Consider the following 12,065-nt stretch of genomic DNA (forward strand, 5'->3'; position numbering starts at 1 on the left):
TTATGACCTTTGCCTATCCGCACGTCGCCGAGCAGCTGTTCGGCCGCGCCCACGCGATCGAGCCGAACGCGCTGCGCGCCATCATAGAGGGGCCGTTCGGGCAGCGCGTGCTGACCGGCGAGCGCATCGACATCAAGGAAAGCCGCAAGGTGGCGAAGGCGCAGCGCGAAGAGCGGCTGTCCGCGATCACCGAGGCCGAGCCGGTCCGTGCCAACAGCGGCCTGACCGAATATGCGCTGACCCGCGAGGGCGTCGCGATCATGTCGGTATCGGGCGCCCTGTCGAAGCGCTTCGATTGGCTCGCCGCGGCCTGCGGCTTCACAACTTACGAAGGCTTGGGCGCCTCGATCGACGCGGCGCTCGCCGACTATCGCGTGCGCGCCATCCTGTTCGATGTCGACAGCCCGGGCGGCTCAGTCGATAGCCTGCTCGATCTCGCCGACAAGATCCTCGCCGCGCGCCAGCAGCTGCCGGTCTGGGCGATCGCGAATTCGGTTGCGGCTTCGGCTGCGTATGCGCTCGCCGGTTCGGCCGAGCGGCTCTATCTGCCGCGGCTTGCTATGGTCGGCTCGATCGGCGCGGTGATGATGCACACCGATCGTTCCGCGCAGGACCAGGCCAGCGGCATCAAATACAGCGCGATTTTCTCCGGCAGCCAGAAGATCAACGGCTGGGATCACACCTCGCTGTCGCCGGACGCGCGGGCCTGGATGCAGGATCGCGTCGATCATTGCCGGCAAATGCTCGCCGAGCTCGTCGGGCGCCAGGGCCGCATGACGGCCGACGCGGCCCTCGCCACCGAGGCCGCCGTCTATTCCGACAGTGCAGCGGTCGAGGCCGGCCTCGCCGACGGCGTCGCCAACTTCGACGACGTGCTGACAGAGCTGACCGAGCTCATCAGCGGCCAATCCCCAAGCTCACCCCGGACTGCGGCCGCGGCCGCGAACAGAGGACATGCGACCATGACGACCCAGAAGACCCAGATGCTCGCGAGCGCGTCGCCGACGGCGATCGCCAATGCCCAGGCCGCCGCTCCCGCGCCCGAAGCCAAGACCGATCCCGCGCAGGCGGCTGTGACCCATGCGCCGCCGGCGCCGGCCGCCGCGGCCGCAAAATCCGCGCCTGGCGCGAAGTGCTCGTCCTGCGGCCAGATCATGCCGGGCGAGGAAGAGGACGACGACGAAACCAGCGCCGCGGCGCCCGGGACATACACCGTCGAGATGGCGCTCGAGACCATGGACCTCTGCGCGATCGCCAAGGTGCCGGCGGCGGACGCCAAGGCCTTCGTGGCCGCGAAGACGCCGATCGCGGACGTCCGCGCCGCGCTGACCAGGCGTGCCGCCGACGCCGCGAACGCGACCGCGGTCGACGGCACCGCCAAGCCCGCCGGGAAGGTCGAGACCGACGTCGCGGCAGCCTGGGACTCGGTCGTCGGCGAGATCAACGCGAAGATTCCCAAGCGCTGACCCCTTTTCAGCAGCCGCCGGCCGTTTCGACGACGAAAAGCCGATCGGTTCTCACCCGTCGTCCCAACCCGTCATGAGAGGAGACATCCATGACCACTGGTATCGTTCAGACTGAAACGAAGCACTCCGGCTGCTTCATGGTAAGCGAAGCCGAATCCTATCGCTCGCGCGACGTCTTCACCGTCGCCTTGAACCAGACGCTGGTCGCGGGCCAGGTGATCGGCAAGACGGCGGTGACGAGCCTCGTCACCTCGAGCGTCGTCGCCGACGCCGGCAACACCGGCAACGGTGTCTTCACCATCGACGGCACCGCGCCCGTTGGTGCCGGCGCCAAGGACGGCGTCTATCGGGTGGTCAACACGCTGGTGTCCGCCAACAGCGGCATGTTCCTCGTGTTCGACCCTGACGGTGTCGAGATCGGCCGCGTCGCCGTCGGTGCGACCTTCAATAACCAGATCAAGTTCGTCATCGCCGACGGCGCCACGGACTGGAACATCGGCGATGCGTTCTCCGTCACCGTCGGCATCGAGGAGACCGACTACCAGGTCGCGGTGCTGAACCCGACCGCGACCGACGGCACCCAGCGTGCCGCCGGGATCATGTGGTCGAACGTCACCACCGACGGCAGCAACACGCAGAAGGCCACCGTGGTCACCCGCGCCGCCGAGGTGCGCGGCGTCGACCTGACCTGGCCCGCCGGCATCACTGCTGCGCAGCAGGCCGAAGCCATCCGGCAGCTCGAAGCGCTGCAGATCATCGTTCGCTGACGACCACGCGGGGCCGGCTGCTTCGACCGGCCGCGAGACTTTCCCTGAAACCACGTCGGCGCAACCGTCCGACCCTTCCTGTGGAGTAACACTGACATGACCATCACCATGGACGCATTCCGGGCGGACGCGTTCTCCGCCGTCTCGCTGACCGCGGCCGTCGACAAGCTCGGCTACGTTCCGCAATATCTCGGCACGCTTCCCGGCTTGTTCATCGACACGCCGGTGCGCACCACCGCGATCTGGATCGAGGAACGCTCGAACGGTCCGGCGCTGATTCAGACCACCGAGCGCTCGGCGCCGCCCAAGCAGCGCGGCAGCGAGAACCGTGGCGCCCGCTCGTTTCGCACCAAGACCCTCGGCGAGGGCTCACGCATCATGGCGGACGAGCTGCAGGGCATCCGCGCCTTCGGCTCCGAGACCGAGACGAAGTCGCTGATGACCGAGCTCGCGCGGCGGCAGCTGCTGATCAAGAACGACATCGAGCTGACCAAGGAGAATTGGCGCCTCGGCGTCATCCAGGGCAAGCTGCTCGATGCCGACGGCACGACCATCTACGACTGGAATGCCGAGTTCAACCAGGCCCAGGCCGCGGAGATCAACTTCGACCTGCAGAACGCCAATCCGGCCTCCGGCGTTCTCCGCGCCCAGTGCAACCAGGTGGTCCGACACATGAAGCGCAAGCTGCAAGGCGTCGGCGGCGACAACGTCCGCATCGCGGCCGTTGTCGGCGATAAGTTCTGGGACGCCTTCACGGCGCATCCGGAGGTCCGCCAGACTTACCTCAACTGGAGCGCGGCGGTCGAGCTGCGCGGCGGCAATGCCTGGAGCAATTTCCAGTTCGGCGACATCAGCTGGTCGAACTACCGCTCCACCGACGACGGCGACACCACCGACACGCCGACCGTCGGCATTCCGGCGACCCGCGCCAAGTTCTTTCCGCTGAACGCCGGCATCTTCCAGATGGCCTACGCCCCGGCGCCCCGGATGGAGTTCGTCAACACGCTCGGCCTGCCGACCTATTCCTGGGTGGTCCTCGACGAGAAGCGCGACATGTGGGCGGACGTCGAGACGTTCTCCTATCCCCTGGCCGTCTGCACCATGCCGGGCGCCCTGCAGAGCGGCAAGCGCACGGGCGCCGACTGAGCCTGACCTACCGATCCCGTCTCGCCCGCAAAACCGGGCGGGGCGCTAGCTGCGGAGGGCGCCCATGAGTCGCCGTTCTCGACGCCTTACTTTGCCGCCCGCAACGCCGGACGCGCCAACGGCGCCTGGGGAGGCCGGGAACCGGCCTACTGAGGCCATTCCCGCCGACGAGGCCCCGAAGGAGGCCTCGGATGCCTCGACCGGGCCCGAAATTGCGATGGTCGGTGAGGGCGCCCCCGTGACGCTCCGCATGCGGCTCTCGCCGGGACTTCACGCGGTCTCGGCCGGAGAGGCCGAGGTTCTGTCCGGCGGCGCCAGGATCGCGGGCGGGAGCGGGACTTTCGAGTTCAACCTCTGGACCGAGACCTGGGTCGACATCACGGTGCTCAGGCCGTGAGCGGAGCGGGGTCTTCACGATGAGCGGCACCTCCGACGCCCAGATGGTGATCGATGACACCTTTGCCGAATGGGGGCACGCGGCGACATACGCGCCGCCCGGTGGCCAGCCGGGTGATCCCATTACCATCCTGGTCGACCTCAGGGATGAAGGCGCCAGGCCGGACGACGGGCGGCCGCAGGCCGGTCAGATCTCGCTTCAGGTCAGAAAGTCCGAAGTCGTCGCGCCGGCAACACGGGGCGTGTTCGCGTTCGACAACAGGACGGTCACCATCGTGAACCGCCCGAAGCTCGACGACGAAGAGGGCCTGGTCTGGACGATGTGGGCCGAATGATCACAGCAATCATCCAGCGCTTCGACGTCGAGGGCGAGCTGCAGGCGCTCGCGGGCCCTGACGTGCGCGCGCAAATCCTCGCCGACGCCGCGCGAGATATCCTTGTGCAGACCGATGCCGAAAACGCCGCCGCGATCGGTACCGCGATCCCGCACAGGACGGTGGTCGATGGCGTGCCCACCGAGGACCTCGAGCGGGTGCATGCGGAAGGTCTCATCGCGAGGACCTATGACCTCATGCCTGCGGTGCTCCTCCAGATTGGCAATTGGCTGTGGCAGCATTCGCCGGTGCGCAGCGGCCGCTATCAGCATTCGCACCGCCTCGAGGCCGACGGCGAGGGGATCGCCGCGGTCACTGAAGGCTGGTCATTGCCCGGACTGTCGCCGAACCTGAAGGAGTTCACCTTCCTGTCGACCGTCCACTATGCGCCGCTGATCGAGCCTCATGGCGACGAGCCCGGCGAATCCCGGCAGGCGCCTGACGGCGTCTACCAGGTGATCGCGCTGCTCGCGAAGGAGATGTTCGCAGGCATCGCGACCATCACTTTCGAGTACCGCGGTATCGAGCCCGCCATCATCGTGCGGCCGAACGATGCCTAGCAAAGCGGTATCAGACGCGTATGAGGCACAACTGGCGACGTGGTCCAATTTGGGATCATGTCCGTTCGTTGATCTCAACGTGGTTTCGCAGGTGCCGAAACCTCCGTTCATCGAGATCGAGTATCCGGTCAGCGTCGAGACCCGCATCAGTGTCGGCAAGCCTGCCGTCTATCGCGAGACCGGCGGCGCACGCTTCATCATCACCGTCGCGGCGTTCCAGCCGGGTTGGAAAGCGCAGGTTCAGACCTGGGCCGACGAGCTGCGCGACCTCTTCAGATCCCAAATGCTGAGCGGCATCGTCGAGACCGGCGAGGTTTCCGCGCCCGTCTTCGATGACAACAACAGGAACGGCAACCGCTACCGCGTGCCGTTCGTCTCGAAGTTCAAGTTCGACTTCGTCAAGTAGCGCCGCCGCGATCGGCGCGCGCCCGGCTTTTCCCCAACGCCACCATCCGTCCACCGCGAAGGAGTTCGCCCTATGAGCGGCCTTGTCCCCTCAACCAACCAGACCAAGCAGTCCTATGTGCGCAAGCCCGCGGCCAACTATGGCGTGCGCCCGACGAGCCCCGCCTGGCAGGAATTCCGCAACGGCAATTTCGGCCTGAAGGCCTCGCCGACTCGCGGCCGCAGCAACGACCGCCGCGGCGACGGCCAGGCCGCGGGCACCTTCCTCACGGATCTCTCGAACGCGGGTTCGGTGGCGACCGAGCTGAAGTTTCAGCATCTCGACGATCTTTTCGAAGCAATGATGAAAAGCCAGTGGCTGACGCAGGCATTCATCAAGGTCGTGACGCTCGACACCGAGATCAGCGACCTCTCGGCGACCACGATGACGGTGGCCGCCGGCGGCGCCAACTTCAAGACCGGTCACCTCACGCGCACGCTTGGCTTCCCGACCGCCGGCAATAACAAGATCGCGCGTGTCTCGTCGAACACGGCGACCACAATCGTCTACCCGGCCGCGACGTTCACGGCCGAAACGAACCCGATCCCGGTTGGCGCCAGCGTCCGCGTGGTGGGTTTTCAGGGCGCGGCCGGCGACCTCGTCGCCGCCACCACGGGAGGCAATGCCCTGACCTCGACAGCGCTCGATTTCACAACGCTCGGCAACGGCGTCGGCAGCGGCCGCTGGGTTTGGATCGGCGACATCACCAATGCTGGCAACAAGTTCGCGACCGCGGGCTGCAATGGCTGGGCCCGCATCGCGCAGGGCGGTGTCGCGGCGCAGCGGCTATCGTTCGACGTGGTGCCATCAGGCTTTGCCGCCGATGCTGGCACCGGCAAGACCATCGCGGTCTACACTGGCGACTTCATGGCGAACGGCACCACGATTTGGGCGTTCGACTGGGAAAGCCAGCAGACCGGCGTCGCTTCGACGATGTACGAATATTTCTACGATACCTTGATCAACGGCTACACGATGACGTTGGCCGGCGGCAAGGAGATCACGGTGTCCTTTGATCTTGTCGGCAACCAGGCGGACACGATCGGGACCGTTCGCTATGCGAGCTCGACCGACCTTGCTCCGCCCGCCTACGGCACCATGACCTGCACCACCAATGTCGGCGATCTGACCGAAGGCGGCGTCACGCTGATGGGTGGCGTCAATTGCATGAGCTCGGGATCGATCAAGATCGCCAACAACATCGGCCGCGAAGCGGTGGTCGGTCCCCTGGGCTCGTCGGCGACCAATGTGGGCGCGTTCACGGGATCCGGCAACGTCGATACCTATCTCGCCGATCCCTCGATCATGGCGAAGGGCATCAACAACACGCTGTCGTCCTTCACGACCTTCACCGGCAACAATTCCGGCGACAAGGAGGGCTACCGCTGGGACGTTCCGGCGATCCGCATCACGCCGAATTCGGCCGTCGGCGCGTCCAACCAGGCGCGCAAGGTCTCGGGCCCGTTCGACGCCGAGCCGCATCCGACGCTCGGCTACACGATGTCGATCGGCCGCTTCTGGTACATGCCGTCGTAACTCCGCACTTTCGAACGCGCCCCCACGCGCGAAGCGACGCCCGTCGAGCCGCCTTCCTCCCCGGGGCGGCGCGCCGGGCCCGGCCGGGCAGTCGTGGGGCTGCCCGGCCACCCCTCATCGCGCGGGGATGGCGCGATCAAACCCCACGAGGAATGACATGGATATCGAAAGCGTTGTGGTCGTCGTCGACGGCCAGCAGTGGCAGAAGGATCTGCCGGAGCTCGGCGATCTCGAGGTGCTGGTGGCGCCCTGGGACAACCCGGCGTTCGAGAAGGCGATGCAGAAGGGCATTCGCGCGCTGCCGCCCGCGCTTCGCGCCGACGGCAATGTCGACCCGGCCGCTTACGGCCGGGTGCTGGGCCGCGCGATCGCGCGAACCATTCTGTTCGGCTGGAAGAATTACCAGAGCGGCGACACCGAGCTGCCCTTCGATGCCGATTACGCCGAGCAGGTGCTGATCAACCCGAAATACAAGGTCTTCCGCGACGGCGTCGTCGCGGCCGCCAAGCGCGTCCAGCAGGGCGTCGCCGCGGAAAATCAGGCGATCGTGGGAAACTCATTGCCTTCCTCGACTGGGAGCGCGAGTGGGGCCGCGACGTCGAGCTCCTGAAGGCGAATTACGACGAGAAAGGCCTCGAGCATCCGGCGCACTGGTACCCGCCGGATCTCCTGCCGGAGGCGGCCGCATATCTCACAGGGCTTCGTGCCTTGCGAGGTGACCGCCCCGTCTCGATCGGTTTCGGGGCGGTCTACACCGGCCGTATCCCGTTTGCCGCGATGGTGAGCTTCGCCGAGCGCTACGGCATCGACGATCTCTGTGAATTCGACCGGTTCGTTGGGATCGTTGGCCAGCTCGACATTCATGAGCTCGCCATCCTCAACAAGCCAAAACCTTAAGGTCATAGGCGCGCGATGGACATCCAGCAGGTCGTTCGCGAGGTGACGGTGAAGGGCCAGGTCCAGGGCATGGACCAGGTCGCGCGCGCCTATGGCCAGGTTTCCGATGCATCGGACAGCACCGCCGCGGCGATAGCGAAGTCGGGCACCAGCGCGGCTCTCGCCGAGGCCGCGATCGCCAAGCTCGGCGCCCAGCTCAACGACAACGTCAAGCTTCAGCAGCAGATCACGGAATCCCTGCAGCGGCAGAGCCAGGCGCTGCAGCAGGCTGGCGTCGCCGCCAACGACAACACTGCGGGAGCCAAGGCCAACGCGATCGAGTGGGCCGAGGTCGCAAACCATATGCGGCAGGCAGCCGAGGCGGCCTACGCCTTTTCGCCGGCCTTCCGCGGCGTGGTGAACGAACTCGCCGGCCCAGCGCTAGCGGGCGCCGGCGTGGCGCTGGAAGCCGTTGCGACGGGCATCGTGCGCGGCGTGAACCTGGCCGGCACCGGCCTCATCACGGTCGCCGGCGTCGTCGAACGCGTTGCGCCGGCATTCCTGGGGCTGACATCGTATGCCCGGTCGGCTGGCCTGGCGCTGGAGGCCTTCGCCCCCACCGTCGCCGGCATCAGCGCATCCATTCTGGGCCTCGCGGGCACGGTCATTTCGCGCTTCCTGCCGATCGTCGGGCAGGTGCTGCTGCTCTATGATGCGATCAAGCTGGTCGGCCAGGCCTGGGAGCTCGGCGGTGCCAAGCTGAAGGAATACACTGACCTTGCCGAGAGAGCCGTTTCGATCAACGTGTCGACAGACTTCCTGCAGCGGCTGACGAAGGCCGCGACCGACGCCAAAATTCCGGTCGATAGCCTCACCACTGCACTGAGCAAGATGCAGGAGGCGCTGGCGCCGAAGCTCGGCGGCAGCGATGCCATCGCCGAAATTGAAAAGCTGGTCTCCTATGGCAATTTCAAGGGCAACAGCGGCATCACCGCGATCAAGCAGGCAACCACCGCCGAGCAGCAGTTTGCGGCCGTGCTGGATTTCTATCGGCAGGCGACGGCCGCCAGCGAGAAGCTCGCCGCGATCGACGTGGTCAAGACCATCTTCGGGCCACAGGTCGCCGCCAACCTCGCCAAGGACGACGGCTATCTCGCCAAAATCAAGCAGAGCATGGACGAGGTCTCGCAGACGGATCTCGTCAAGCAGGAGGATATCGATCGCGCGGTCGCGCTGCAGCTGCAATGGGATGCCGCCGTCAAGATCCTGGAGCAGCGCTGGCACCCGATCCAGGACGTGCTGACAGAGCTCGGCATTAAGATGCAGACGATCTGGGTCAACATCGTCTCGGCGATCGCGCAGGCCGTCGACGCTGTGTTCCGGCTGGGGCAGGCTATCTATGACAAGATTCCGCAGAAATTCTGGGACTTCCTCGCCAGAGGTTCGGCCGCGAGCGTCACGGTCGCAGCTGGTGCCATTCCCGGGTTTGGCCCGCTGATTGTCGGCGGATCAGCGCTTTACAATTCACTGAATAGCGGTGAGGGAACCGCGACGAATACGCTGGCCGCGGCGCGCGCACGCCTGGCATCGGATTTGTCCAATCCGAATAACGTCATTGCCGCCCGTGATCAGACCACCGCGCTGTCCGAGCAGCTGCGCCCGGACAAGTCCAAGACGGCCAAGCCCGACGATATTGAGCAAACCACCGCCGCCTATCAGCGCGCGACCGAAGCCGTGCTGAAATACATCGAGGTCACCAAGGCGTCCGCAGATACGGTCGGCTTGAGCGTCGCGCAGCAGGAAAAGGCGAGGGTGGTGGCGCAGCTGACGGCGGCTGCGATCAAGGATGGCACGCCTGTTACGGCCGAGCTGACCGCGGAAATGCAGAAGCTCGGCGACCAGGCCTCGGACGCCGCGCAGGCACTGGAGAAGGCCAAGGTCGCGGCCGAGATCAAATACAGCCGCGATACGATGTTCCTGAGCCCTGAGGACCTGCAGATCGCACAGCAGCTGAAAGGGATTTACGGCAACGACGTCCCCGCGGCGCTTGCCTCGTCGGAAGCGGCCGCGATGCGCGTCAACAACGCCATCAAGGAGGGCCGCGACGCCGGGATCGACTTTGCGAAAACCTTCGTCAGCGGGCTGATGTCAGGCAAATCGGCGATGGACGCGTTGACGGATGCCGCTGGCCAGCTCGCCTCGAAGCTCGGCGACAAGGCCATCACCGATATTCTTTCGGGCAATTTCGTCCAGGGCGGCATCGAAGGGATCGGGGCCCTCGGGGCCTCGCTCTTCGCAGGCGACCAGAAGGCGAAGAAGGAGCTGCAGGAAGCCCAGCAGCAATGGGCCAAGATGGCCGACCAGGTCACCAAGTTCAACGAGGCCGCCAAGGGCGTGGACCTCGGCCCGCTGACCAACCAGCTGCAGTCGCTCTGGTCCTCGTTCCAGACGCTCGAGGAGGCCGCGCGCAAGGCGAAGAATGAGGACGCCCGCACCAGCTTGGGGCAGACGCTTTTCGAAGGCACCGCGCGCGTGGTCTCGGAATTCGAGCAGACCACGCCGCTGTCGGATTTGCAGAAGTCGATCAAGGCCGTGAACGACGAGGCGACCGGTCTCAAGGACACGCTGACGCAGATCGACACGGCCAACCATTGGGATCTGACTGGCTATTTTTCCGGCATTGATGCCTCCGTTAAGGCCCAGATCGCCAAGCTCGTGCAGGATGCGGCGGACACGCTGACGTCCAATCTGTCGACGCGCCTCAACAGCGCGCTCGGCAAGACTTACCTCAACGATGCGACTGCGCTCTTGAAGCAGCATCAACAGGACCTCGCCGATGCTGCCGAGCTCGGCAACAACCCGGCCGTGCTGTCGCAGATCTCCGCCGTATTCCAGGCCGAGGCTCAGAAGATCGTCCAGGATGCCGGCCTGGTCGGGGATTCTTTCTCCGACTTCATCAAGCAATTCCCCGAGCTCGCCGGCGTCGTGAAACAGGCGACCGTCGACGTCACGGCTTCGATCAAGACCATCAGCGACTATCTGCAATCGCTTCAGGTCGGCTCGAACTCGATCCTGTCGCCGCACGATCAGCTCACGGCCGCGCAGGGCCAGTTCAACCAGCAGCTCGCGCTCGCCCAGGGCGGCAACGCGGACGCCATCGGCTCGATCACCAAGTATGCCGACACGCTGCTGAACCAGGCCAAGAGCTACTTCGCCTCCTCGAGCGGCTATGCCGACATCTACAAGGCCGTGACATCAGCGCTCGCCAGCCTCACCGGCGGCTCGCAGCCGGCCGGCTCCGCGCCGAACGCCACCTCCACGGCCACGATCGCGCCGGCCGTCTCGGCGCCGATCGGCACGTCGATCCCGACCGTACAGCCGGCCGCCAACGACAATGCCGCGCTGTTCGCGCAGCAGACCTCGACGCTGGTGCAAGCCATCGCCTCTGCAGCCAGTGCGGACGTCGCCGCCATCCGGGACCTGCGCGACGCGCTGACGGCCAAGCTCGATAGTCTCAAGGCCTCCGTTGAGAATTCGCGGGCCAAGCCGACGCGGCCGGCGGCGAGGACGGGTTAAGGGCAGGCTGATGAGCTCGACAAGCTATCTGCGCAAGAAGATGATCGACGATCTCACCGGCGTCGCCTCCTATGCGCCGCCGCCGCTCTATCTGTCGGCCCATAGCGGCGACCCGGGCGGCATGGGCTCGCACGCATTCGAGGTCACTGCCGGCGGCTATGCGCGTGTCGCTCTATCAGGGGTGATGGGCGCGGCTGACGCCTCGGGGATCAGCGTCAACACATCAGTCATCACCTTCGGTCCCGCCACGGCGGACTGGGGCACCATCACCCATTTCGGCATCGAGGACTCGCCCTCCGGAGGCAACATGCTGTGCCCCGGCGTGCCTGCCATGCCGCGCACCATCACCACCGGCCAGCCGTTGCAGATCCCGGTCGGGCAACTCAGGCTCCGGCTCACCTAGAGCCGGATGCCAAGGCTTCGCTTGACCTGAAGCCCCGGCCAACCCTCGTCTCGTCCCCCCTTGAACGGAGCCTTGCATGGGCAAGTCGAACACCTTCATCAACGATTTTCTCAAGCTGGTCTTCAACGGCACGGCGATCGCCAACATCGCCGACAACGCCGCGAGCTCGCCGCTCACCAACCTCTACGTGGCGCTGCACACCGCCGATCCCGGCGCGGCCGGCAACCAGGCGACGAACGAGATCTCCTACACGGGCTATGCGCGCGTCGCCGTCACGCGCAATTCAGGCGGCTGGACCGTGACCGGGCAGACCGTGTCGCCGACCCTCGATGTCGACTTCCCGATCTCGAGCGGTGGCACCGGCGGCACCGCCACCTATGCCTCGATCGGCACGGCTGCGAGCGGCGCCGGCAAGATTCTCTGGAGCGGCGCGTTGTCGCCGACCATCGTCGTGAGCTCGGGCGTTCCGCCCGTCCTGGTGCAGGGCTCGACCATCACCGAAACCTGACCGGGACAGCCC

Annotated in this window: 13 protein-coding genes; all 13 read left to right on the forward strand. The window is 65.9% G+C overall.

Annotated features, from left to right (window positions below; translation table 11 throughout):
- Positions 1 to 2: 2 nt before the first annotated feature.
- The 13 genes from HYH07_RS23475 (at position 3) to HYH07_RS23535 (ending at position 12,053) form a co-directional block, all read left to right on the forward strand.
- Positions 3 to 1,466: a S49 family peptidase gene (locus tag HYH07_RS23475; RefSeq protein ID WP_220004714.1), complete on the forward strand. Its 1,464-nt coding sequence runs from the start codon at positions 3 to 5 to the stop codon at positions 1,464 to 1,466.
- Between the two features lie 89 nt (positions 1,467 to 1,555).
- Positions 1,556 to 2,233, forward strand: coding sequence for a head decoration protein (locus tag HYH07_RS23480; protein ID WP_220004715.1), 678 nt, complete (start codon positions 1,556 to 1,558; stop codon positions 2,231 to 2,233).
- A gap of 96 nt (positions 2,234 to 2,329) precedes the next feature.
- The gene (locus HYH07_RS23485) at positions 2,330 to 3,379 is read left to right on the forward strand and encodes a major capsid protein (protein ID WP_220004716.1); all 1,050 of its coding nucleotides are present in this window, start codon (positions 2,330 to 2,332) and stop codon (positions 3,377 to 3,379) included.
- 64 nt (positions 3,380 to 3,443) lie between these two features.
- Complete coding sequence (locus tag HYH07_RS23490; protein WP_220004717.1) at positions 3,444 to 3,776, forward strand: hypothetical protein; 333 nt, start codon at positions 3,444 to 3,446, stop codon at positions 3,774 to 3,776.
- A gap of 19 nt (positions 3,777 to 3,795) precedes the next feature.
- A complete protein-coding gene (locus HYH07_RS23495; protein ID WP_220004718.1) occupies positions 3,796 to 4,110 on the forward strand; it encodes a hypothetical protein in 315 nt (104 codons plus the stop codon).
- Positions 4,107 to 4,709: a hypothetical protein gene (locus tag HYH07_RS23500; RefSeq protein WP_220004719.1), complete on the forward strand. Its 603-nt coding sequence runs from the start codon at positions 4,107 to 4,109 to the stop codon at positions 4,707 to 4,709. The genes HYH07_RS23495 and HYH07_RS23500 overlap by 4 nt, the downstream gene beginning before the upstream one ends.
- 91 nt (positions 4,710 to 4,800) lie before the next feature.
- On the forward strand, positions 4,801 to 5,115 hold the full coding sequence (locus HYH07_RS23505) for a hypothetical protein (RefSeq protein WP_220004720.1): 315 nt from the start codon (positions 4,801 to 4,803) through the stop codon (positions 5,113 to 5,115).
- Between the two features lie 72 nt (positions 5,116 to 5,187).
- On the forward strand, positions 5,188 to 6,690 hold the full coding sequence (locus HYH07_RS23510; RefSeq protein WP_220004721.1) for a phage tail tube protein: 1,503 nt from the start codon (positions 5,188 to 5,190) through the stop codon (positions 6,688 to 6,690).
- Between the two features lie 157 nt (positions 6,691 to 6,847).
- Positions 6,848 to 7,300, forward strand: a complete 453-nt coding sequence (locus HYH07_RS23515; protein WP_220004722.1) for a hypothetical protein — start codon at positions 6,848 to 6,850, stop codon at positions 7,298 to 7,300.
- Between the two features lie 98 nt (positions 7,301 to 7,398).
- Positions 7,399 to 7,587 (forward strand): hypothetical protein, encoded by a 189-nt coding sequence (locus HYH07_RS23520; protein ID WP_220004723.1) that lies wholly within the window; start codon positions 7,399 to 7,401, stop codon positions 7,585 to 7,587.
- 15 nt (positions 7,588 to 7,602) lie between these two features.
- Entirely contained in the window at positions 7,603 to 11,142 is a 3,540-nt protein-coding gene (locus HYH07_RS23525) for a hypothetical protein (RefSeq protein ID WP_220004724.1), read from the forward strand.
- A gap of 10 nt (positions 11,143 to 11,152) precedes the next feature.
- Positions 11,153 to 11,545, forward strand: coding sequence for a hypothetical protein (locus HYH07_RS23530; RefSeq protein WP_220004725.1), 393 nt, complete (start codon positions 11,153 to 11,155; stop codon positions 11,543 to 11,545).
- A gap of 76 nt (positions 11,546 to 11,621) precedes the next feature.
- Positions 11,622 to 12,053: a hypothetical protein gene (locus HYH07_RS23535; RefSeq protein WP_220004726.1), complete on the forward strand. Its 432-nt coding sequence runs from the start codon at positions 11,622 to 11,624 to the stop codon at positions 12,051 to 12,053.
- Positions 12,054 to 12,065: the final 12 nt, after the last annotated feature.

It is taken from the genome of Bradyrhizobium sp. BR 10261 (genome assembly GCF_019455395.1).
In the GTDB taxonomy this organism is placed as follows: domain Bacteria; phylum Pseudomonadota; class Alphaproteobacteria; order Rhizobiales; family Xanthobacteraceae; genus Bradyrhizobium; species Bradyrhizobium manausense.